The sequence below is a fragment of the Rhodococcus sp. NPDC054953 genome (assembly GCF_053609225.1).
This window is the reverse complement of sequence record NZ_JBSGXD010000036.1, coordinates 2,381-24,320: the sequence shown is the minus strand read 5'-3', so window position 1 is coordinate 24,320 and position 21,940 is coordinate 2,381. Positions and strand designations below refer to the sequence as shown.

Below are 21,940 nucleotides of genomic sequence, written 5' to 3'. Positions count from 1 at the left end.
TCGGTCACAGGCCGACCGCCTTGTACAGCGCGCCGACCTCGCCCGGGCCGATCACGCGAAGCGTGCCGGGACGCCCGTCACCGAGCGCCACCGGGCCGATGTCGGTGCGGACCAGCCGCTTCACCGGATGCCCGACGGCCTCGAGCAGTCGGCGCACGATGTGCTTGCGACCCTCGTGCAGCACGACCTTGACCAGGGACTGCTTGCCGTTGACGTCGAGCAACGTGAACGCGTCGACCTTCGCGGGTCCGTCCTCGAGTTCGACACCAGCCTTGAGGGTCTTGCCGAGGCCGCGCTCGACGACCCCGTTGACCGTCGCGAGGTACGTCTTGGGCACCTCGAAGGAGGGGTGCATCAGCCGGTGCGCCAGGTCGCCGTCGTTGGTCAGCAGGATCAGGCCCTCGGTGTCGGCGTCGAGGCGGCCGACGTGGAACAGGCGCTGCCCGGCGGACACCCGCTCGGAGACGATGTCACCGATGCACGGGCGGCCCAGGTCGTCGGACATCGTGGACTGCCAGCCGCGCGGCTTATTCAGCGCGATGTGCACCAGGTCCTTCTTGACGACGACGCGGACGCCGTCGACGCGGACCACCGCGTTCTCGGGGTCGACGCGCAGGCCCTGCTCCACCACGATGTGGCCGTCGACCTCGACCCGGCCCTGCTCGATGAGCTCCTCGGCGGCCCGTCGGGAGGCGACACCTGCCTGCGCGAGCACCTTCTGCAGTCGCATGCCCTCGCCCGCGGCGAGCTTGACCGGCCCGGCGCTCTGGACGTACTGGTGCCGCGCCGGCTTGGCGTTGCTGATCGTCGGGTTCGCCTCCACCTGCTGGCGCTGCGGCTTCGCCTGCTTCGGCTTGCCGCGCTTGTTGGTGGCGACTGCGGCGGTGTTCGCCTGGCCGCGGTGTGGCTTCTTGGGTGCGCCGCCGGACCGGCCCGCGCCGAGAGCGTCCTTCTTGCCCGTTGCCCTCTTGTCAGTTGCCCTCTTGTCAGTTGCCCTCTTGTCTGAGGCACTGCGGGCCGGGTTTCCCCTGCCCCTGTCCGGTGTGCCATCACGGCGAGCGGATCTGTTCACTTTTCTTCCCTTGTCACTTCATCTCGTCCGACTGAACGGAACCGTTCAGTCGATCTGATCGACTGAACGGTTCCGTTCAGTCGATCGGTCAGGTGTCCTCGTCGTCGACTCGGGTGTCGACGACGGGACCGGTGTCCACCCGCCTGCGCAGCTTCGCGAACCGCGGATCGGACTCCATGTCGTCGCTGATGTCGTCGATCACGTCGACATCGGGCAGCAACGGGGCCAGCGCGGGCAGGTCCGCCAGCGAGGCCAGCCCGAGCCGCTCCAGGAACAGCTCGGTCGTCGCATAGGTGGTCGCGTTGGTGTCGGGGTCGGGCCCGGCCTCCGCGATCAGACCCCGGGCGAGCAGGGTGCGCATGACGCCGTCGACGTTCACTCCGCGCACCGCGCTCACCCGCGCACGGGTCAAAGGTTGACGGTACGCAACAACCGCCAAGGTTTCCAACGCGGCACGTGTGAGCTTCGACCGGACCCCGTCGAGGAGCAGTCGCTCGACGTACGGCGCGTACTCGTTGCGGGTGTACATCCGCCACCCGTCGCCCGCGTAGCGGAGGTCGATTCCGCTGCGACGCGCGGTCAGGGCCGCCGACATCCGGCGCAGCATCCCCTCCACCCGTTTCGGCGGCTCCCCGACCGCGGATGCCAGCGACGCCGCCTGCGCCGGGGCGTCGGTGACCAGCAGCATCGCCTCCAGCGCGGAGGCGAGCTCGTCGTCGTCGAGCCGGTCGTCGGCCGCATCGTCGAGCCGGTCGTCGGCCCTGTCGTCGACGGGTAGGTCCCCGTTCTCGCTGAGGTCGCAGTCTGTGGTGTCGACGTCGCTCACCCGTAATCCTCCGCACTCGCCATGGCGTGTCCGTCGACTCCGCCCTCCCCGGTCCAGCTGACCCGCAGCATGCCGAGCGGTTCGGGCTGGTCGAACGCGACCGCGCGCTGCCGGTACAGCTCCAGCAGCGCCAGGAATCGTGCCACGATCTGCACGGTCATCTCGCAGTCGGTGATCAGGTCGGCGAATCCGGCCCACTCCCCCTGCCCGCGGTCCCGCAGCAGGTCGAGCAGCAGCGCGGCCTGCTCGGGCACCGACACCACCGGGGCGTGTAGGTGACCGAGCCCGACGGTGGGCACCGGGCGCGGCGCGAACGCGGCGGCCGCGATGTCCGCGAACGCGGCGGCGTCGACGCCGAGGGTCACCTCAGGAAGCAGACCGAGGTAGCGGTCCTCGAGCGCCACCGACCGCGGATACCGGCGCAGGGCGACCGATTCGAGTTCGGCGAACAGCTGCGCGATCTGCTTGTAGGCGCGGTACTGGAGCAGGCGCGCGAACAGCAGGTCGCGGGCCTCGAGCAACGCCAGGTCCTCCGGGTCGTCGACCTCACCGGACGGCAGCAGCCGAGCGGCCTTGAGGTCGAGCAGGGTCGCCGCGACGACAAGGAACTCGGTGGTCTGGTCGAGTTCCATCTCGGCGCCCAACTCGCGCGTGTACGCAATGAAGTCGTCGGTGACCTGATGCAGGGCCACCTCGGTGACGTCGAGTCGGCGCTGGCTGATCAGGGTCAGCAGCAGGTCGAACGGTCCCTCGAAGTTGCGCAGCCGAACCCGGAATCCGCCGGCGCCTGCGTCCTCCTCTGACTCGGTCCGGACGGTGTGCTCCGCGTCCATCTACCTGCCGGACCTCGCAATGACCTCGCGGGCCAGTGACCGATACGATTGCGCACCACCGGATTTCGGCGCCCAGGTGGTGATCGGCTCCCCGGCGACGCTGGTCTCCGGGAACCGCACCGTCCGGTTGACGACGGTGTCGTAGACGAGGTCCCCGAACACCTCAACGACCCGGGTCATCACCTCACGGGCGTGCAGGGTTCGGGCGTCGAACATGGTGACCACAATGCCCGACATCTGCAGCCGCGGGTTGAGCCGGTCCCGAACCTTCTCGACGGTGTCGTTCAGCAGCGCCAGCCCGCGCAGGCTGAAGTACTCGCATTCCATCGGGATGATCACCCCCTCCGCGCAGGCGAGCGCGTTGACGGTGAGCAACCCGAGCGACGGCTGGCAGTCGATCAGAATGTAGTCGTAGCGGTCGAGCACCGGGTACAGCGTCCGGCCCAGGGTCTGCTCGCGGCCGACCTCGGTGACCAACTGGATCTCGGCGGCGGACAGGTCGATGTTGCTCGGCAGCAGGTCCATGCCCTCGACGCGGGTGCGCATCAGCACGTCGTCGATGGAGACCTTCCGGTCCACCAGCAGGTTGTGCACGGTCAGGTCCAGGTCGTGGTGCGCGACGCCGAGACCCGCGGACAGCGCGCCCTGCGGGTCGAGGTCGACGAGCAGCACCCGGCGGCCGTACTCGGCAAGCGAGGCGCCGAGGTTGATCGTCGAGGTGGTCTTGCCGACGCCGCCCTTCTGATTGCACATCGCGATGACCTTCGCGGGCCCGTGCGCTGCGACGGGCAACGGATCGGGGATCTCGCGCAGGGGACGCCCGGTCGGGCCGAGTGGCCGGTCGGTGTCGGCGGCCACCACGCCGATGGGTGGCTGAGGTGTCATCACGATCCGACGGCCCCTTTCTCGCTCGCGCTGCTCGACCAAGACGCTACCGTCTGGCCGCGCGAAGCCGCCACGGACACGCGCGGCGCCACCTGCGTACCGGCCGCGGACCGGTGGGATCCCAGACGCGGCCCTCGCGGGCACCGCGGCGGACCCCGCCCGGCCGCGATCGTCGAACCAGGGTCAACGGGCGGTGAATCCGCCGTCGATGGCGAGCGCGGCACCCGTGATGAACGACGCCTCGTCGCTGAGGAGGAAGGCGACGAACGGCGCGATCTCGGCGGGCTGCGCGATGCGGTTCACCGGGTGCAGCGACTCGACGTAGGCGAGCGCCTCGTCGGTGGTGGACATCGAACTCCGCTGCAGCGGGGTGTCCACGCCGCCCGTCGTGATGGCGTTGACCCGCACACCCCGTGCGGCCACCTCGAGCGCCACCGAGCGGGTCAGCCCGACGACCGCGTGCTTGGCGGCGACGTAGGGTGCGACCTCCGGCAGCGCAACAACACCCAGGTTGGACGCGTTGTTGACGATCGCGCCACCGGCCTCGAGTACCGCCGGAATCTGGTGCTTGAGGCAGTTGAAGACACTCGTCACGTTCTGCGCCAGTTCGGCGTTCCAGGCGTCCGCCTCGATCGTTGAGACCGGGCCCGACGCGTTCACCCCGCCTGCATTGTTGAAAGCGCCGTCCAGGCGACCGAATTCGGCGATGGCGGTCGTGACGAGCAGCGCAGCATCGTCCTCGACGGACACGTCGGCGGGGACGAAGATCGCCGTGCCGCCTGCGTCCCGCAGACTCTCGACCGCCTGCTCACCGACATCCTTGCGTCGGCTGCCGATGACGACGCTGGCGCCGTCGGCGGTGAGGCGACGAGCCACCGCGAGGCCGATTCCGGACGATCCGCCGGTGACGACGAAGACCTTGGATTCCAGTCGTGCAGACATCGTTGAGTCCTTTCGGGGTGGGTACGGGATCGGCGCCTCCATCAGGCTGCTGCCTGACGGCAGTGCGCGCTGGCGGGAATCGGACGTCGCGTCGGAGTGCCCCGGCCGGGGCGGCTCGGATGGACACCGAACCGGGGCTACATGGCGAGGGTGTCGGCGCACCCGGCATCAACCGATCGGTTGACTGCGGTATCAACCGGATCGCGCGCCAACGCTGGCTGCACAGTCGATTCGGCGACGGTGCGCGGACGGGCAGGCTCGAGTCATGGCAATCATCGAGGTAGACGACCTCGTCAAGCGTTACGGTGACCACACCGTCGTGAACGGTGTCGGCTTCGCCGTCGAGCGCGGCGAGATCTTCGGCATCCTGGGCCCCAACGGGGCAGGCAAGACCACCACCGTCGAGTGCATCGAGGGGCTACGCACCCCGGACGGCGGAACCATTCGCGTCTGCGGCATCGACCCGCGGGACGACTCCGACGAGCTGCGGCAACTGCTCGGCGCGCAACTGCAGCAGAGCGGGCTGCCCGGCAAGCTGACCGTCGGTGAGGCGATGGATCTGTACAGCTCCTTCTACCGTGAACCCGCCGACTGGCGGGAGCTGGCAGGGGCACTGAAGCTCACCGACAAACTGAACACGCAGCACCGGCGACTGTCCGGCGGACAGCAGCAACGGCTGTCGATCGCGCTCGCGCTCATCGGCAACCCACGGGTGGCTGTGCTCGACGAACTCACCACCGGCCTGGACCCGCAGGCCCGTCGCGACGCGTGGGAGCTCGTCGAGCGCATCCGTGACCGAGGCGTCACCGTTCTGCTGGTCACCCACTTCATGGAGGAGGCCGAGCGGCTCTGCGACCGGATCGCCGTGATCGATGCCGGCCGGCTCGTCGCGCTCGACACCCCGGCCGGGTTGGTCGCGAAGGTCGAGGACCGTCAGCGGATCCGGTTCCGGCCGTCCGAACCACTGGACCCCGCGGTGCTGACCACACTGCCCGAGGTCGTCTCGGTGGGGCTGGCCGGACATCAGGTCGTGGTGACGGGCACCGGAAATGTCCTGTCGGCCGTGGTCACCGCGCTCGCCGGCCATCACATCACCGCAGCCGACCTGCGGGTCGAGCAGACCTCCCTGGACGATGCGTTCGTCGCGCTGACCGGCCACCGCGTCGAGAACTGAGGAGGCCGACATGCCAGCCCTGCTGCGGCTCACCGCCACCGAAACCAGGCTCTTCTTCCGCGAGCCGATCAGCGTGATCTTCGCGCTCGTGCTCCCACCACTCCTGCTCGTCGTCCTCGGTGCGATCCCGTCATTCCGGGAGCCCGACCCGGTCCTCGGCGGCCTACGGATCATCGACCTGTACTCGCCCATCGTCGTCGCCTTGGCCGTCACGACGCTGGCGACCAGCAGCCTGCCCCAACAGTTCGCCGCCTACCGGGAGAAGGGCGTCCTGCGGCGGATGCGGATCACGCCGGTCAAGCCCACCGTCATGCTTGCCGCGCAACTACTGATGTCCACGATCATGGCAACTGCGACAACGATGCTCGTGCTCGTCATCGGCCGACTGGTGTTCGCCGTGACCCTGCCACGGAACCTGCTGGCCTATCCGGTCGCGTTCGCGCTGACGGCATCGGCGATGCTGACGATCGGGCTCCTCGTCGCGTCGCTGGCGCCCAGTGCCACGAGCGCAGGCGCGATCGGGCTGGTGCTGTTCTTCCCGCTGATATTCTTCGCCGGCCTGTGGATACCGCGCGAGGCGATGAACGACGTCCTCCGCACGATCAGCGACTTCACCCCGTTGGGCTCGGGCGTACAGTCCCTTCAGGACGCCACCGCCGGGCACTGGCCGCAACCGCTCCATCTCGCGGTCATGGTGGGATGGACGATCGTGGCCGGCGGACTGGCCGCGCGGTACTTCCGGTGGGAGTAGATCATGAGCAACGAGGTGGCGCCGCGGGCAGGGCGCGAGCGGGCGGAGCGCCGGGAGACCGTGGTCATCGTGGTTCTTCCGTACCTTCTCCTGGCATCGAGCACCGCAATCACTGTGCTGCACACGGGTTCGGTGCACCTGTCGGCCGCTCTGGGTCTCACGTTCGTGGCCGCCGTCTGGCTGCTCTGGCCTCGCCTCCTGGACCGATCGCGCTCCGCCGGGCCGGTGATCGGCGTGTACTACTCCGGGCTCATGGTGCTGTGCGCCTGCCTGGTGGCACTCGCGCCCTGGTACGGCATCTTCTCCTTCATCGGATACGTCCATGCGTTCCTGTTCCTGACCGGCCCGTGGCGGTACGTCGGTGTTGTCGCCACGTCCCTGATCATGACGGTGACCTACCTGGGCGGACTGTCCAGGATCCCCGACGACCTGGGGGTGTGGGTCGCGATCAGCGTGGTCAGCATCGTGCTGGCCGGAACCTTCTTCTACTTCGCCGACACGACCGAGCAGCACGGTCACCGGCAGGCGCGGGCACTCGCCGACCTGCATGACGCCAACGCCAGGCTGGAGGCGGCACTGGACGAGAACGCCGCGCTGCACGCCCGGTTGGTGACGCAGGCACGCGAGGCAGGCGTCCTGGACGAGCGGCAGCGGATGGCGCGCGAGATCCACGACACGCTGGCCCAAAGCCTCGCGGGCATCGTCACCCAACTCCAGGCTGCCGAGCAGACGATGGACGGCCCGTCGGCGTCGCGTCGACATGTTGCGAAAGCGATGGACCTGGCGCGAGGTGGAATGATCGACGCGCGTCGGACGGTCCACGCGGTGGAACCGCAGGTGCTCGCGGACTCCCGGCTCCCGGACGCGATCGGCGACGTGGCCCGGGGCTGGTCGGAGACCAACGACATCCGCGCGGTCCTGACGGTCACCGGTGACCCCAGACCCCTGCACACCGATGTGGAGGTGACACTGCTGCGGGCCGCGCAGGAGGCCCTCGCCAACGTCGCCAAGCACGCCGACGCCGCCAGGGTCGGCCTGACCCTGTCCTACATGGAGGACCTGGTGACCCTCGACGTGCGTGACGACGGTGTCGGTTTCGATCCCCGCGCCGCCCGCGTGAACGGCGCCGCGAACGGCGGATTCGGGCTCGCAGGCATGCGGCAACGCGTGCAGCGCCTCACCGGCCGACTCGACATCGAGTCCGAGCCTGGCGCGGGCACCGCGATCTCGGCCTCCGTACCGGCGATCCCGGCTGGCGGCGGGCAGTGATCTCCCTGCTGATCGTCGACGATCACCCGGTCGTGCGGGACGGGCTGCGGAGCATGTTCAGCGCGGACCCCCGTTTCGAGGTTCTCGGCGAAGCCGCCGACGGAGCGGAGGCCGTCGCCGCCGCGACCAGGATCCAACCGGACGTGATTCTGATGGATCTGCGGATGGCCGGGACCGACGGCGTCACCGCCATCAGGGAGCTCGCCGAGCGGGGGGTGCCCGCCAGGGTGTTGGTGCTCACCACGTATGACACCGACAGCGACGTGCTGCCCGCAATCGAGGCCGGTGCAACGGGCTACCTGCTGAAGGACGCGCCGAGGGAAGAACTGTTCCGGGCGGTGCAGGCGACGGCCCGGGGCCAGGCGATGCTCTCTCCAGCCGTCGCGACCCGGCTCGTCGGCCAGCTGCGGCAACCGGCACGGGAGCCGCTGTCGCAGCGTGAACTCGAGGTGCTCGAGCTGATCGCCGGCGGCTCGACGAACCGGGACACGGCGAGGCAACTGTTCATCAGCGAGGCGACGGTCAAGACACACCTGCTGCACGTCTACGCGAAGCTCGGTGTCAATGACCGTGCGGCCGCCGTTGCCACGGCGTTCTCCCGCGGCTACCTGACTCCGCGACACTGACGGAGCAATGATCGGTCGGTCGTGTCGGGGCAGCTCGCGGAGACGATGCGTTCGCCGTGCACGCGAGCGCCGGATGGTGCTGGGCACGAAGGTGTTTCACGACCCGATCCGTTCGGATGCCCGGGAGGATCGAGTTGTGGCTTGCCTGAGGTAGCGGCCGGTGACCGATGCGGTGGAGAGGATCAGCTCGTGAGGGCTGCCGTGGAACACGACAACGCCACCGTGGTGGCCTGCACCGGGACCGATGTCGATGACGTGATCGGCGTGCGCGATGACCCGCAGGTTGTGCTCGATGACGACGATCGTTGCTCCGGCGTCGACGAGTTCGTCGAAGAGATGAAGCAGGCGGTCGACATCGGTGCCGTGCAGGCCGGCGGTCGGCTCATCCAGCACGATTCTCAGCTCGCTGACGTCCGTGCCGTCCCCGAGGTGCCGGGCAAGCAACAGCCGTTGACGCTCACCACCGGAGAAGGTGTCGAGGCTCTGGCCGATCGAGAGATAGCCGAGCCCAACGCGTTCGATCCAGCGGAGCCGGTCGGCGATGTCGGGGCGCTCGGCAAGCAGTTCGATCGCCCGGGACGGATTCATCGCGAGGAGGTCCGCCACCGTGTGGCCGCGGAAGGTTGCGGCCAACGTGGTGGTGTTGAAGCGTGACCCGCCACAGGCGTCACACGCGGTCTGCACGTCGTCGAGGAACGCGAGGTCGGTGACGATGCTGCCCTTGCCCTTGCAAACCGGACAGGCCCCGCGCCCATTCGCGCTGAACCAGGATGGATGAAGACCTGTGGCAGCACTGAAGACGCTACGAATGGACTCGGCGACACCGAGAACGGTGATGGGCGTCGAGCGAACGCCACCCCTCAACGGCGCCTGGTCCACGACCAGGAAGCCCGGATGCTGCCGGGGCAGCTCGGTAGCGAACAGTGTGCTCTTCCCGGAGCCCGCAACGCCGGAGGCGGCGGTGAGCACACCGAGGGGAACCTCGACCGTGACGTCACGCAGGTTGTGGGTGCGGGCATTCTCGATCGTCACCGACCCACGGACCGTTCTGATCCGGTCCCGCACGCGGATCGGCGAGACCAGCATGCGGCCGGTGTCGGTGTCCGCCTGCAGCAGCCCGGTGGGGTCGCCCTCGTATTGGATGGTGCCGCCGTTCGTGCCCGCGCCCGGCCCGAGGTCGATGATGTGATCGGCGGCAGCGATGACACTGGGATGGTGCTCGACCACCAGGACCGTGTTGTGCGCGTCGCGGAGCCGCGCGAGTAGTTCGAGCAGTCGGTGCACGTCATGCGGGTGCAGACCGGTGCTTGGCTCGTCGAAGACGTAGGTCACGTCGCTGAGCGCGCTGCCGAGGTGACGGACGATCTTCACGCGCTGCGCCTCACCGCCAGAGAGTGAACTCGAGTCCCGGTCAAGGCTGAGGTAGCCGAGGCCGACCGTGTCGAGGGCGGCGAGCCGGTCTCCGACGGCCCGGAGCAGCGGGGCGACCGCGGTCGACCGCACCCCCGCGGCTACCTCACGCAGGTCGCTGACCGGCAGAGCCGACCAGTCACTGATCGAACGACCGTCGATCAGGCTCGCGCGGGCGCGGGCGTTCAGTCGCGTGCCGCCGCAGTCGAGGCAGGTACGCCGGGTGACGATGTGGTCCAGTGCGACCTTCTCCTCGTCGGTGAGCCGCGCTGGCCGCTTGCGGAGATACGAGTTCCGTAGCCTCGGCAGGATTCCGTCGAAGATCCGCGATTCCGGGTACTCGGGATGCGGATTCGTCAGGCGCAGTCCCTGCGCGTTCAGCAGGCTGTCCAGCTCCGCCGACGGCAGAGAGGTGAGCGGGACGTCCGGGTCAACGAGGCCGGCATGGACCAATCGCTTCCACCGATAGGTGCCCGGCGCAAAGGACGGGAACCGCACCGCACCCTCCCGCAGACTCCGCGAGGTGTCGAGCAGTCGCGTCAGATCGATGTCGTCCACAGTGCCGATGCCCTCGCAGGTCCGGCACATTCCGCTCGGATCGTTGAACGAGTACGAGGGCGAGAATCCTGCCGAGGGCTCCCCGAGCCGGGAGAACAGCAGACGCAGCAGGGGTGCGATGTCGCTGGCGGTGCCGACGGTCGAACGGGCGTTACCGGTGAAGCGGCGCTGGTCGACAATCGTGGTGAACGTCAACCCGTCCACGAGGTCGACATCGGCCGGCGGATGCTGTGGGAGCCGGTTGCGCACGAACACCGGGTAGCTCTCGGCGGCCAACCGTTGCGCTTCTGCCGCGATCGTGTCAAACGCGAGGGACGACTTCCCCGACCCGGACACGCCAGTGAACACCGTCAGGACGTGCTTGGGCACGCGCACCGACAGGTCACGAAGGTTGTTCGTCCGCGCACCCAGGGCCGTGATCCACAATCCTCGATCACGGCCCGGACCATCACCCGCATCCCGATTCATGCTCTCGACGCTACAATCCATTGTGGTCGTATTCTGACCACAATTACGGGGGCTGTCAGATCAGGAGGCCGATGATGGGGACCACGCGGGAACGGATGCTGCGCTTGCTGTCCCTACTGCAGTCGGGCCGCCACTGGTCCGCCGCCGACCTGGCCGCCGCGATGGAGACAACCCCGCGCACCCTGCGCCGCGACATCGAGCACGTGCGGGAACAGGGCTATCCGGTGGTGAGCACCCGCGGACCGGGTGGCCACTACCGTCTCGTCGCCGGAGCGGCGCTCCCGCCCCTCATGCTCGACGACGACGAGGCCGTCGCCGTGGTGCTCGGGCTCAGGCTCGTCACGGCGGGCGGGGCAGGCGTCGACCTTGAGTCCGACGCCGCCGACCGCGCGATCACGAAGCTTCGCCGCCTCCTGCCCAGGGCCCTGCGGCTGAGAACGGACCACCTGCTCGCCGCCATCGACATCGAGGCCACCCGCCACCCGCAGCCCAGCTCGGACACCGTGCGCCGGCTCGCCGACAGCATCACGACGCACACCTGCGTCACCTTCGACCACGCGCGCGGCGGACGAAGCAGCAGCCGGACCGTCGAGCCCTATCGGATCGTGCGCGTCAGGGGACGCTGGTACCTGTTCGGTTGGGACACCACCCGTGCCGACTGGCGAAGCTTCCGACTCGACCGGATCTCGTCGCCGATTCCGGCGAACGCCACGTTCCGCCCCCGGCCGCTACCGACCGACGATGTCGCGGGTCACGTCGGCGATCGGTACCGCGGGCCGGCGTCCCTGCGGGTCGTGCTGACCCTGCACACGGACGCGCGCGATGCCGCGACACGTCTCCACCGCATCGACGGGTCTCTCGAACCGATCGACGGTTCGCGCTGTCGGTACACCGCCCACGTCGATTCCTGCGAGTGGCTCGCCACCGTGCTAGTCCTCTCCGGCCTCGGCTTCACCATCGAGGAATCGGACGAGTTCGCGGCCTACATCGCGGACGCCGGGCACCGACTCCTCGCGGCGGTCGTGGACCGGTAGCGGCCAACGATCAGCGATAGGTCGCCACGTGGGCGCCGGTGATCACACCGAGGTTCATCGAAGGGGCGCCCCAGTTCGTGCCGCATGCCCCCGTCGCCTGGCCTGTCGGCGCGAAGGAGGGACTGGACTGGCTGTAGGGGCCGATCGCATAGAGCGGAAAGGCGTTGGGGATCCCGTGCAGACCCCAGCAGTCGACGACCAGGGCATACTCCCTGCCGGGCGGGGCACCGGTGTCATGGCAGGTGGCCGCCGCGGTGAATGCGTCCCATTGCACGACACACGGGGCGGGGTCGGCCTGGGCGGTGCCGGAGCCGACGACACCCGCGAACGCCAACCCTGACACGGCAACGGCCGTCGCGCGGGCAGCCGCGAGAAGTGTGCTTCCCATTGAGTTCCCCTCCAGTAGCAGCTACCCCACCTGTCGTTCGGGTGCGATGCGACGTTACTGCTGCGCGGGATCGCCAGCGCGGCCTGTGATTACGCGCGGGGGTGTGCGCCCGCCCACACTTCCCGCAGCGAGCCGATCGTGACCAGGGTGTAGATCTGTGTGGTGGTGACCGAGGCGTGGCCGAGCAGTTCCTGCACGACGCGCACGTCGGCGCCGCCGTCGAGTAGGTGGGTGGCGAACGAGTGCCGCAGGGTGTGCGGGGACACCCCGTCGGCGAGTCCGACCCGGTCGGCCGCCGAGCGCAGCACCTGCCAGGCACTCTGCCGGGTCAGCCTGCCGCCGCGGGAGTTGAGGAAGACGGCGGGGCCTCCGCGGACCACGAGCGCGGGCCTGCCGCGCACCAGGTACGCCTCAAGCGCGGCGAGGGCGGGGCGGCCGATCGGGACGACGCGATCCTTGCCGCCCTTGCCTCTCAGCAGCACCGCGCGGTCGACGACGTCGACGTCGTCGAGGTCCAGCCCGACGGCCTCGGAGATCCGGGCGCCGGTCGAGTACAGCACCTCGAGCAGCGCCCGATCCCGCAGTGCCCGCGGCTGATCGGCCGCATCCTCGCCGCCAGTCGACTCGATCAGGGCGATCACCTGGTCGACCGGTAGCGCCTTCGGGAGCCGTCGGCTCGGCGCAGGTGGCTTCACGGCGTGCGCGACGTCGGCGCGGGTGAAACCCTCCGCGGTCGCGAACTTGTGCAGCCCACGGACCGCGATCAGGGCACGGGCCGCCGACGCGGGCGCCAGCGGACGCACCCCGTTGCCGGTGTCGCCGCGGCGCAGCACGACCACGAAGTCGGTGATGTGTCGTTCCGCGACCCGGTCCAGGTCGTCGATCCCCCGCGAGGTGAGGTACTCGCTGTACCGCTCCAGGTCCCGGCGATAGGACGACAGCGTGTTCGCGGCGACGCCCCGCTCGACGGCGAGGTGCGCCAGGTAACTCGACACCTGCGTCCCGAGCACCTCAGGCGCCGTGCCCTCGCCGGTCGAACGCGGTGGGCCGGTCGATCCAGTCTGCGTCGACCGGCCGGCCGCGGCCGTCCCCGCGGGCACGGGACGCGGCCAACGCCAGGATCCCGGACAGCGCGGTCGCGTTCACGATGTCCCCCGCCAGCGCCCGGTCGACGGCCTCGGCGACCGGGAGCCGCACGATCTCGAGGTCGGCCTCCTCGTGTTCGGGGTCCGGCCGGTCCACCTCGGTGAGTCCGGTCGCCAGGTACACCCGGATCACCTCATCGGTGAAGCCGGGCGACGCGGCGACGTCGACGAGCACCGACCACCGGTCGGCGGTCAGACCCGTCTCCTCGACGAGTTCCCGGCGGGCGGCGTCCACCGGGTCCTCGCCTGCCGCGTCGAGGAGCCCGGCGGGCAGTTCCCACAGCCGCCGCCCGAGCGGGTGCCGGTACTGGTTGATCAGCACCAGGCGGTCCCGCTCGTCGACCGCGACCACCGCGACCGCGCCGTGGTGCTCGACCACCTCGCGGTGCGCGGTCGTGCCGCCCGGCATCGCCACCTCGTCGACCCGCAACGCGACGATCGCGCCCTCGTACACGGTGCGGCTGCCGACGGTGGCGAAGTCGTGCTCTCCCGGACGGCTCATCTCACGGTCAGCCCGCGGTCGGCGCGTCGACGCCGTCGGCCTGCGCCGCCGAGTCCTCGGGATGCACGTCGACCTCGAGCCGCTCGGCCGCCTTGTACTTCAGGGCCGCCCCGACGAACGCGGCGAACAGCGGGTGCGGGCGGGTCGGCCGGCTCTTGAGCTCCGGATGCGCCTGCGTGGCAACGAAGAACGGGTGCTTGTCGGCGGGCAGCTCGACGAACTCGACGAGGTGCCCGTCCGGGGAGGTGCCGCTGAACTTGAGGCCGGACTTCGCGATCCGGTCCCGGTAGGCGTTGTTCACCTCGTAGCGGTGCCGGTGCCGCTCGGAGACGGTCTCGCTGCCGTACGCCTTCGCGACGACGGACCCCTTCGCCAGCACCGCCGGGTAGGCGCCGAGCCGCATGGTGCCACCGAGGTCGGCCTCGCCCGCGACGATGTCCTCCTGGTCGGCCATCGTGGAGATGACGGGATGGGTGGTGTCGGGCTCGAACTCGGCGGAGTTGGCGTCGTCGAGGCCGACCGACCGCGCGGCCTCGATGACGACCGCCTGCAGGCCGAGGCACAGGCCCAGCAGCGGAAGCTTGCGGGTGCGGGCGTAGCGGATGGCGCCGAGCTTGCCCTCAATGCCGCGGATGCCGAACCCACCGGGGATCAGGATCGCGTCCGCCTCGCCGAGCGCCTGCTGCGCGCCCGCCTCGGTCTCGCACACGTCGGACGGCACCCAGTCGATCTCGACCTTCGCGCGGTGCGCGAAGCCGCCGGCCCGCAGCGCCTCGGTGACGGACAGGTAGGCGTCGGGCAGGTCCACGTACTTGCCGACGAGGGCGACGCGCAGCGTCTCGCGCGGGTTGTGCACCCGCTCGAGCAGGTCGCCCCACACGGTCCAGTCGACATCCCGGAACGGCAGGCCGAGCTGACGCACCACGTAGGCGTCGAGGCCCTCGCTGTGCAGCACCTTCGGGATGTCGTAGATCGACGGGGCGTCGGGGGTGGAGATGCAGGCATCGACGTCGACGTCGCACATCAGCGCGATCTTCGCCTTCAGCGCCTGCGGCACGTCCCGGTCGCAGCGCAGGATCAGCGCGTCGGGCTGGATACCGATGTTGCGCAGCGCCGCCACCGAATGCTGCGTCGGCTTGGTCTTGAGCTCCCCGGACGGACCGAGGTACGGCACCAGCGACACGTGCAGGAAGAAGCAGTTGTCGCGACCGACGTCGTGCCGCACCTGGCGGGCCGCCTCGAGGAAGGGCTGCGACTCGATATCGCCGACGGTGCCGCCGATCTCGGTGATCACGACGTCCGGCACCTGGCCGTCGGCGTCCGCGCCAGCCATCGCGAGGATGCGGGACTTGATCTCGTCGGTGATGTGCGGGATGACCTGGACGGTGTCGCCGAGGTACTCGCCGCGCCGCTCCTTCGCGATCACCGAGGAGTACACCTGCCCGGTGGTCACGTTCGCGAACGCGTTGAGGTCGCGGTCGAGGAACCGCTCGTAGTGGCCGACGTCGAGGTCGGTCTCCGCGCCGTCCTCGGTGACGAACACCTCACCGTGCTGGAACGGGTTCATGGTGCCCGGGTCGACGTTGAGGTAGGGGTCGAGTTTCTGCATCGTCACCCGCAGGCCACGGGCGGTGAGCAGCTGCCCGAGGCTGGACGCCGTCAGGCCCTTGCCGAGCGAGGACGCGACGCCCCCGCTGACGAAGATGTGCTTGGTGGCGGTACGCGTGTGACTGCGTGACAGTGGCAAGAAGGACTCCCGTGACGACTTGCAGGACTTGACCAAGGGTATAGCTGGGGCCTGCCGACCCACGGGACTTCACGGTAACACCTGTGCGGCCGAACCTCTGCACGCCGCACCCGTTACCGGGCCGCGGGCCCGTGTGATGCTCAGCCGATCGGCGCCCCGACCGTGACCGCCATCGCATTGGGACCGGTCCCGTACCGTCCGGATCCGCCGCCGAGTTGCTCCTGCACCGCGAGCACCGTGGTGATCCGTCCCGACTCGCGATCCACATCGTCGACGGTGGACACGCCTGCCGACAGCGCGGTGTCCGATCGCACCACGGCGACGGGTCCGTTGCCCGCCGCGGAGCCGGGGCGGCCCGCGAGGACGGCACCCGCTCCCCGACTGTCGAGTGCCCCGGCAAACCGCGCGACGATCGAGCCCCGATTGCCGCCGTCCGCATCGGCACCGGAACCGGTCAGCACCACCGCGAGTTGCGCTGGCGCCACCGCGCCGTTGTCGTAGGCGATGAACCCGCCCGCGCGCAGCGCGTCGAGGGCCAGCGCCAGTTCCTCGGGGGTGCTCTGCGGTTGCGCCGACTGCGCGTTCAGCAGCAGCACCGACCCGAGCAGGTCGCCCGCGAGGCTGCCCTGGTCGACGGCGCCGGTGCGCAGCTGGATGCCCGCCGGGATCACGTTGGTCACGATGGTGCGCAGCTGGTCGCCGTTGGCTGCGTCGACGAAGGCCTCCGTCACCGCGACCCGTCCGGTGACGCTGCCGCCAGCGGCCCCGATCAGCCGGGTCAGCCCGTCGAGGTCGCCCGGGTCCGCGTCGGGGGTGGTCACCACGACCACCGTGCGCCCGGCAAGCGCATCCCGGACCACCCGGGATCCGACCGCGGCATCGAACCCGTTGGCGGCCGAGAGTTGCTCCCCCAGTTGATTGTTCGACTGATGCAGGTCGTTGATCTGGTCCTGCATCTGCGACTTGTCGTCGCGCAGCCCGGACAGCAGCGAATCGGACAGGGTGCCCGACCCGAGCACGACGCCGATCGCCAGTGCCAGGAAGATCGCCGCGATGGAGATCGCGTGTTGACGCGCAGAAATCACTTGAAGAATCCCTGGATCCACAGCGCGAAGCTGTTCCAGGTGTTCACCGCCCAGTCCAGGGCCTCGCCGCCGATGTTCGACACGACCAGCGCGACGATCACCGCGGTCAGCGCCGCCAGCACGAGCAGCGCGATCGCGGCGCCGGACACCCGACTGCGGTAGAGGGTGGCGACCGCCTTGGCGTCGACCAGTTTCGGCCCCACCTTCAGCCGGGTCATGAACGCCGCCGGATTGGCGTCGCGCCGTCCCCGGTCGAAGAACTCGTCGAGCGAGACGGTGCTGCCGACGGTGACGATGAGCGAGGCACCGTGATGGTCCGCGAGCAGCAACGCCAGGTCGGCTGGCGCGCAGGCGGCGGGAAAGGTCATCGCACCGATGCCCAGGTCCTGGATGCGTTCGAGGCCGGGGGCGTGCCCGTCCGGGTCCGCGGGGAGCACCACCTCGGCGCCGGACTTGAGGGTGGCCGCGCTGACGTGGTCCGGGTCGCCGACGATCAGGTCGGGCCGGTACCCGGCGGCGCGCAGCGTGTCCGCGCCCGCACCGACACCGATCAGGATCGGCGCGTACTCCTTGATGAACGGCTTGAGGTTCTTCAGGTCCGCCGCGTGGTCCGGCCCGTCCGCGACCACCACGACATGCCGGTCCCGCAGGTCGACGGCGACGTCGGGGACGCCGACACCGTCGATCAGCAGCGGACTCTCGGTGCGGATGAACTCGATCGTGTTGCCGGAGAACGCCTCGAGGTGGTCGACGAGACCGGTCTTGGCCTCGATCATCAGGTCCGAGATCTCCGCCTCGGACTGTTCGACACCGCCGACCAGGCGCCGTTCACCGGTGTAGACGTCGCCGTCGTGGAGGCGGATCTTCGCGCCGTCCTTGACCTTCTTGAACGCCTCCTCACCGACCGAGTCGACGAGGACGATCCCGTTCGCGACGAGCACCTCGGGACCGAGGTTGGGGTAGCGGCCGGAGATCGACGGGGACGCGTTGACGACGGCGGTGACGCCCGCCTCGACCAGCGCGTCGGCGGTCAGCCGGTCCAGGTCGAGCTCGTCGAGGACGACGATGTCGCCGGGGCCGACGCGGCGAAGCAGCTTCGCCGTGTTGCGGTCAACCCTGGCGATGCCGGTGACGCCCGGCAGCGATTCGGTGTTTCGTGACAACAGAGCGGGCATCTTCATGCCAACGATGATGACGCCGACGAGGTCTCCGGCCGGGGAGGCGCGCCGAATCTCCTACCCCACGCGTCCCACAATCACCATCAGCGACACGCTGGCGGCGACCCGAACGGGTGACCCGAGCACCGGCTACGCGGTGCGCTCGGCGTTCGCCGTCGCGAGCAGCTCCTCGGCATGCGCCCGGCCGGTTTCGGTGTCGCCGAGGCCGGCGAGCATCCGGGCCAGCTCCCCCACCCGTTCGCTGTCCGTCAGCGTCCGCACACCGGAATCCGCGCTGCGGGCTCCGTCCACCTTGTCGACGACGAGGTGGGTGTCCGCGAAGGCCGCGACCTGCGGGAGGTGGGTGACGACGATGACCTGATGGGTCCGGGCCAGGCGGGCGAGACGACGCCCGATCTCGACCGCGGCGCGGCCACCGACCCCGGCGTCGACCTCGTCGAAGACCATCGTCGAGCCGGACTGCGCACCGGCGAGCACGACCTCCAGCGCCAGCATCACCCGGGACAGTTCGCCGCCGGATGCGCTCTTCCCGAGCGCCAACGCCGGAGCTCCGGAGTGCGCGGCGAGCCGGAACTCCACCTCGTCGACGCCTGCGCCGCCCGCGTGCCGTCGCACCCCGGCCACGTCGAGCGGTGCCGCGTCCTCGGCGGTCGCGGGGATCGGACGCACCGTGATCTCGAGCGTTGCCTTGCCCATCGCGAGACCGGCGAGTTCCGCGGACACCGCCTTGCCCAGCTTCACCGCCGCCTTCGCCCGCGCCTTGGACAGCGCCGCAGCGGCAGCAGCGACCGCGCCTGCCGCCTCGTCGACGCGGGCCGCGAGCGCGGCGAGTGCGTCCGCGGACACGTCGATCCGGCCGAGCCGCTCCCTCGCCTGCGCGGCCCAGTCCAGGACGCCGTCGACGTCCGCCGCGTACTTGCGGGTCAGCGACTTCAGTTCCGCCTGCCGCCCGAGCAGGGTGTCGAGGGCACCCGGATCGGCGGGCAGGTCCTCAAGGTATCCGGTCAGGTCCGATGACACGTCGGTGAGGACGGTGATCGCCTCGGCCAGCCGCGGCGCCAGCGCGGTCAGCGCCGGATCGTCGGACGAGTCGAGACGGGCGCGGGCGTCGCCGAGCAGGTCCAACGCGCCGGACGCGTCGGGGCCGACGTCCGAGCCGAGGTCGGCCGCGCCGACCAGCGCGGCCTGTGCGTCCGCCGCGGTCGAGCGCAGCGAGTCCAGGTCGCCGAGACGACGCACCTCCGCGACGATCGCGGCATCCTCACCGGGGGCCGGGTCGACCGCGTCGATCTCGTTCAACGCGAACTCGAGCCGATCCACCTCCTGCGCGAGTTCCCGGCTGCTGCGGGTGCGGTCGTCGAGTTCGGCGCGCGCCTCGAGCCACCGAGCCCGCAGGCCCCGGTACTTGTCGAGGAGGGAACCGACTGCGGCGCCCCCGAACTCGTCAAGGGCCGCGCGCTGCTGATCGGGGCGCTGCAGCCTTAACTGGTCGTTCTGCCCGTGCACGGTGAGCAGCGGGGTGGTCAGCTCGGCGAGCGCCCCGGCGGGCACACTGCGCCCACCGAGGTGCGCGCGGGACCTGCCGTCGGCGCCGACGGTGCGCACCGCGATAAGGGTTCCGTCGTCGTCGCGTTCGGCGCCGGTGGAGTCGAGCAGGCGGTCCACCTCCGCGGCGGCGGCGGGAGCGACGTTCGCGGTGGAGAACCGGCCCTCCACGACCGCGCGCTCGGCCCCGACCCGGACCCGGCCCGCATCCGCGCGCGCACCGCTGAGCAGGTGCAGGCTGGTGACCACCATCGTCTTGCCCGCGCCGGTCTCACCGGTCAGGACCGTCAGCCCCTCGTGGAACCGGGCGCCTGCGCTGGCGATCGCGCCGAGGGAGTCGATCCGGATTTCAGTGAGCACCCCTGCTGTCTCCTTCCCCGCGACCGCCTCGGCCGCGCCACCCCCGCACCGGCAGGTCGAACTTGCGCACCATCCGGTCCGCGAACGGTGCCGAGTCCAGTCGAATCCACTTGACCGGGTCCGCGCCACGGACCACCTCGACGCGCCCGCCCGCAGGGACGGCCAGGGTGCGACTGCCGTCGCAGAAGACCACCCCGTCGTGGCCGCCCGCGAAGGTCTCGATCGCGATCAGCGATTCCGGGCTGGTGACGAGGGGCCTCGCGAACAGCGCATGCGCGTTGCTCGGAATCACCAGCAGCGCTTCAAGTTCCGGCCAGACGATGGGGCCTCCTGCGGAGAACGCGTACGCGGTGGAGCCGGTCGGGGTCGCCACGAGGACACCGTCGCAGCCGAACGACGACACCGGCCGGCCGTCGACCTCGAGCACCACCTCGAGCACCCCCAGCCGGGAGACGTTCTCGATGCTGGCCTCGTTCAACGCCCAGCCGCGGTCGACGATCACGTCGTCCACCCGGATCACGATGTCGATCGTCATCCGGCGTTCGACCCGGTAGTCCTGGCGAACGAGAAGTCCGAGCGCCTCCTCGAGGTGTTCAGCCTCGGTCTCGGCGAGGAACCCGATCCGGCCCAGGTTAATGCCGAGCACCGGAATGTCTGCGGCCCGCGCCAGTTCCGCGCCGCGGAGGAAGGTGCCGTCGCCGCCGAGGACCAGAACCAGCTCGCATCCCACCGCGGCGGCGGGCCCGGGCTCGACGACGGTCGGCGGGCGGCCGTCCGGCCCCCCGAGGTCGGGGCGGTCCGCGGGCTGCGGGCTGGTGTGGTCGGCTTCGGACGCGAGGACCCGCAGGCCGATACCGGCGTCGGCGAAGACCCGGGCGATCCGGCAGGTGATGTCGGTGATCTCGGCGCGGCCGGTGTGGGCGACGACGAGGATCTCGCGGTCGCCCCGCTGCGGGGTCACTGCGGGCCGTCCTCTACCGCGCGCCGCACGAGCTCCGCGACGTCGTCGGCACCGGGCTCGGCCTGCTTGCGGAGCCACAGGAAGAATTCGACGTTGCCGGAGGGCCCCGGCAACGGACTGGCCACGACGCCGAGTGTGCGCAGTCCCAGGGCGTCGGCGGCCCGGGCAACATCGAGCACGGCCTCGGCGCGCAGCGCCGGATCCCGCACCACGCCACCGGATCCGACACGCTCCTTGCCGACCTCGAACTGCGGCTTGACCATAGGGACCAGGTCGGCGCCGTCGGCCGCGCAGGCGACGAACGCACCGAGCACCAGCTTCAGCGAAATGAACGACAGGTCCGCGACGACCACGTCGACCTGACCACCGATCTGGTCCGGTTCGAGGGACCGCACGTTGGTCCGGTCGACGACGGTGACCCGGTCGTCGGACTGCAGCCGCCAGACCAACTGCCCGTATCCGACGTCGACGGCCACCACGCGGGATGCGCCCCGGCTCAGCAGCACGTCGGTGAATCCGCCGGTGGACGCGCCCGCGTCGAGGCAGCGCTTGCCCGCGACGGACAGCCCGTGCGGCTCGAATGCCTCGAGCGCGCCGAGGAGTTTGTGGGCGCCACGCGACGCCCACGACACCTCGTCGGTTTCCTCGGTGACGAGCAGCGGGGTTCCCGTTTCCACACCGGTCGCGGGTTTGACGGCGACCGCCCCGTTGATCAGTACCCGGCCGTCCGCGATCAGCTGTGCGGCGTGTTCCCTGGAGCGAGCCAGACCTCGCCGAACGAGTTCGGCGTCGACTCGTGCGCGCCTGGCCACCTCAGACCTTGTCCACTGTCTCGAGGGCCTGCACCAGGACGTCGTGGGCACGCTCAAGCACGTGGGCGTGCCGCGGTATGGCTCGGTGTCCGTCGGGGCTGTCGAGGGAGGCCGTGGTCAGCTCCGCGAGAAGGCCGTCGACCTCCGCGTGGATCTCCGCGGGGTCGACCGTCCGCGGCGGGCCCGGCAGGTGCTGTCCTGGCTTCGGTGTCGGCGTACTCATCGCGGTCAACGCTAGCCGATCGCCCCCGCCCCGCGCGCCTGCGGCGCCCGTGGGGGGGTTTTCCCCCCCTCCGGGGGGAAACCCACACCCGGCCACGGAGACGACCCAAACCCCCCACACCCCGTCCCCCCCGGGGGGACAAAAAT

At 70.2% G+C, this 21,940-nt stretch carries 21 protein-coding genes; 5 read left to right on the top strand and 16 right to left on the bottom strand.

Annotated features, from left to right (window positions below; all coding sequences use genetic code 11):
- Positions 1-4 precede the first annotated feature (4 nt).
- From ACWF62_RS19240 to ACWF62_RS19220, 5 genes are all read right to left on the bottom strand, one after another.
- Positions 5-1,072: a pseudouridine synthase gene (locus tag ACWF62_RS19240; RefSeq protein WP_452631028.1), complete on the bottom strand. Its 1,068-nt coding sequence runs from the start codon at positions 1,070-1,072 to the stop codon at positions 5-7.
- 88 nt (positions 1,073-1,160) lie between these two features.
- Positions 1,161-1,898 (bottom strand): SMC-Scp complex subunit ScpB, encoded by a 738-nt coding sequence (gene scpB / locus ACWF62_RS19235; RefSeq protein ID WP_378507250.1) that lies wholly within the window; start codon positions 1,896-1,898, stop codon positions 1,161-1,163.
- Positions 1,895-2,731: a segregation and condensation protein A gene (locus tag ACWF62_RS19230; RefSeq protein WP_378507251.1), complete on the bottom strand. Its 837-nt coding sequence runs from the start codon at positions 2,729-2,731 to the stop codon at positions 1,895-1,897. The genes scpB and ACWF62_RS19230 overlap by 4 nt, the downstream gene beginning before the upstream one ends.
- Positions 2,732-3,616, bottom strand: coding sequence for a ParA family protein (locus tag ACWF62_RS19225; protein ID WP_378507288.1), 885 nt, complete (start codon positions 3,614-3,616; stop codon positions 2,732-2,734). It lies immediately after the preceding gene.
- 183 nt (positions 3,617-3,799) lie between these two features.
- Entirely contained in the window at positions 3,800-4,558 is a 759-nt protein-coding gene (locus ACWF62_RS19220) for an SDR family NAD(P)-dependent oxidoreductase (protein WP_452631025.1), read from the bottom strand.
- A 265-nt stretch (positions 4,559-4,823) separates the two neighbouring features.
- Here ACWF62_RS19220 and ACWF62_RS19215 point away from each other — a divergent pair, with 265 nt between their 5' ends.
- From ACWF62_RS19215 to ACWF62_RS19200, 4 genes are read left to right on the top strand one after another with little or no spacing between them, the layout of a single operon-like run.
- The gene (locus ACWF62_RS19215) at positions 4,824-5,732 is read left to right on the top strand and encodes an ABC transporter ATP-binding protein (protein ID WP_378507253.1); all 909 of its coding nucleotides are present in this window, start codon (positions 4,824-4,826) and stop codon (positions 5,730-5,732) included.
- Between the two features lie 10 nt (positions 5,733-5,742).
- On the top strand, positions 5,743-6,483 hold the full coding sequence (locus ACWF62_RS19210) for an ABC transporter permease (RefSeq protein WP_378507254.1): 741 nt from the start codon (positions 5,743-5,745) through the stop codon (positions 6,481-6,483).
- Between the two features lie 3 nt (positions 6,484-6,486).
- A complete protein-coding gene (locus ACWF62_RS19205; protein ID WP_452631022.1) occupies positions 6,487-7,752 on the top strand; it encodes a sensor histidine kinase in 1,266 nt (421 codons plus the stop codon).
- Positions 7,749-8,378: a response regulator gene (locus ACWF62_RS19200; protein ID WP_378569332.1), complete on the top strand. Its 630-nt coding sequence runs from the start codon at positions 7,749-7,751 to the stop codon at positions 8,376-8,378. Before ACWF62_RS19205 ends, ACWF62_RS19200 begins: the two co-directional genes overlap by 4 nt.
- Before the next feature lie 96 nt (positions 8,379-8,474).
- On the opposite strand, the gene ACWF62_RS19195 is transcribed toward ACWF62_RS19200, so the two are convergent.
- Positions 8,475-10,814, bottom strand: coding sequence for an ATP-binding cassette domain-containing protein (locus ACWF62_RS19195; protein WP_452631020.1), 2,340 nt, complete (start codon positions 10,812-10,814; stop codon positions 8,475-8,477).
- A 71-nt stretch (positions 10,815-10,885) separates the two neighbouring features.
- Here ACWF62_RS19195 and ACWF62_RS19190 point away from each other — a divergent pair, with 71 nt between their 5' ends.
- Positions 10,886-11,848 carry a helix-turn-helix transcriptional regulator gene (locus ACWF62_RS19190; protein ID WP_378507258.1) on the top strand — a complete coding sequence of 321 codons (963 nt, stop codon included), beginning with the start codon at positions 10,886-10,888 and terminating at the stop codon, positions 11,846-11,848.
- A 10-nt stretch (positions 11,849-11,858) separates the two neighbouring features.
- On the opposite strand, the gene ACWF62_RS19185 is transcribed toward ACWF62_RS19190, so the two are convergent.
- From ACWF62_RS19185 to ACWF62_RS19140, 10 genes are all read right to left on the bottom strand, one after another.
- On the bottom strand, positions 11,859-12,236 hold the full coding sequence (locus ACWF62_RS19185) for a hypothetical protein (protein WP_378507259.1): 378 nt from the start codon (positions 12,234-12,236) through the stop codon (positions 11,859-11,861).
- An 89-nt stretch (positions 12,237-12,325) separates the two neighbouring features.
- Positions 12,326-13,246, bottom strand: coding sequence for a site-specific tyrosine recombinase XerD (xerD, locus tag ACWF62_RS19180; RefSeq protein ID WP_378507260.1), 921 nt, complete (start codon positions 13,244-13,246; stop codon positions 12,326-12,328).
- A gap of 1 nt (position 13,247) precedes the next feature.
- A complete protein-coding gene (locus ACWF62_RS19175) occupies positions 13,248-13,883 on the bottom strand; it encodes an NUDIX domain-containing protein (RefSeq protein WP_378569323.1) in 636 nt (211 codons plus the stop codon).
- 7 nt (positions 13,884-13,890) lie between these two features.
- Positions 13,891-15,630, bottom strand: a complete 1,740-nt coding sequence (locus ACWF62_RS19170) for a CTP synthase (protein ID WP_378507262.1) — start codon at positions 15,628-15,630, stop codon at positions 13,891-13,893.
- A 140-nt stretch (positions 15,631-15,770) separates the two neighbouring features.
- Positions 15,771-16,715 carry a copper transporter gene (locus tag ACWF62_RS19165; RefSeq protein WP_378507263.1) on the bottom strand — a complete coding sequence of 315 codons (945 nt, stop codon included), beginning with the start codon at positions 16,713-16,715 and terminating at the stop codon, positions 15,771-15,773.
- Positions 16,712-17,896, bottom strand: coding sequence for a putative cytokinetic ring protein SteA (gene steA, locus ACWF62_RS19160; RefSeq protein ID WP_378507264.1), 1,185 nt, complete (start codon positions 17,894-17,896; stop codon positions 16,712-16,714). Before steA ends, ACWF62_RS19165 begins: the two co-directional genes overlap by 4 nt.
- 126 nt (positions 17,897-18,022) lie before the next feature.
- Positions 18,023-19,798, bottom strand: a complete 1,776-nt coding sequence (gene recN, locus ACWF62_RS19155) for a DNA repair protein RecN (protein ID WP_452631016.1) — start codon at positions 19,796-19,798, stop codon at positions 18,023-18,025.
- Positions 19,788-20,759 carry an NAD kinase gene (locus tag ACWF62_RS19150; protein ID WP_378507266.1) on the bottom strand — a complete coding sequence of 324 codons (972 nt, stop codon included), beginning with the start codon at positions 20,757-20,759 and terminating at the stop codon, positions 19,788-19,790. Before ACWF62_RS19150 ends, recN begins: the two co-directional genes overlap by 11 nt.
- Positions 20,756-21,571: a TlyA family RNA methyltransferase gene (locus ACWF62_RS19145; RefSeq protein WP_452631014.1), complete on the bottom strand. Its 816-nt coding sequence runs from the start codon at positions 21,569-21,571 to the stop codon at positions 20,756-20,758. The genes ACWF62_RS19150 and ACWF62_RS19145 overlap by 4 nt, the downstream gene beginning before the upstream one ends.
- Position 21,572: 1 nt before the next feature.
- Positions 21,573-21,794: a hypothetical protein gene (locus tag ACWF62_RS19140; RefSeq protein WP_378507268.1), complete on the bottom strand. Its 222-nt coding sequence runs from the start codon at positions 21,792-21,794 to the stop codon at positions 21,573-21,575.
- Between the last annotated feature and the right edge of the window lie 146 nt (positions 21,795-21,940).

Bases quoted from the DNA above. Each gene is read 5' to 3' on its own strand.
- ACWF62_RS19190 (WP_378507258.1), top strand. From the start codon at position 10,886: ATGATGGGGACCACGCGGGAACGGATGCTGCGCTTGCTGTCCCTACTG.
- ACWF62_RS19215 (WP_378507253.1), top strand. From the start codon at position 4,824: ATGGCAATCATCGAGGTAGACGACCTCGTCAAGCGTTACGGTGACCAC.
- steA (WP_378507264.1), bottom strand. From the start codon at position 17,896: ATGAAGATGCCCGCTCTGTTGTCACGAAACACCGAATCGCTGCCGGGC.
- ACWF62_RS19185 (WP_378507259.1), bottom strand. From the start codon at position 12,236: ATGGGAAGCACACTTCTCGCGGCTGCCCGCGCGACGGCCGTTGCCGTG.
- ACWF62_RS19220 (WP_452631025.1), bottom strand. From the start codon at position 4,558: ATGTCTGCACGACTGGAATCCAAGGTCTTCGTCGTCACCGGCGGATCG.
- ACWF62_RS19175 (WP_378569323.1), bottom strand. From the start codon at position 13,883: ATGAGCCGTCCGGGAGAGCACGACTTCGCCACCGTCGGCAGCCGCACC.
- ACWF62_RS19225 (WP_378507288.1), bottom strand. From the start codon at position 3,616: ATGACACCTCAGCCACCCATCGGCGTGGTGGCCGCCGACACCGACCGG.
- ACWF62_RS19195 (WP_452631020.1), bottom strand. From the start codon at position 10,814: ATGAATCGGGATGCGGGTGATGGTCCGGGCCGTGATCGAGGATTGTGG.
- ACWF62_RS19205 (WP_452631022.1), top strand. From the start codon at position 6,487: ATGAGCAACGAGGTGGCGCCGCGGGCAGGGCGCGAGCGGGCGGAGCGC.
- ACWF62_RS19210 (WP_378507254.1), top strand. From the start codon at position 5,743: ATGCCAGCCCTGCTGCGGCTCACCGCCACCGAAACCAGGCTCTTCTTC.
- ACWF62_RS19230 (WP_378507251.1), bottom strand. From the start codon at position 2,731: ATGGACGCGGAGCACACCGTCCGGACCGAGTCAGAGGAGGACGCAGGC.
- ACWF62_RS19140 (WP_378507268.1), bottom strand. From the start codon at position 21,794: ATGAGTACGCCGACACCGAAGCCAGGACAGCACCTGCCGGGCCCGCCG.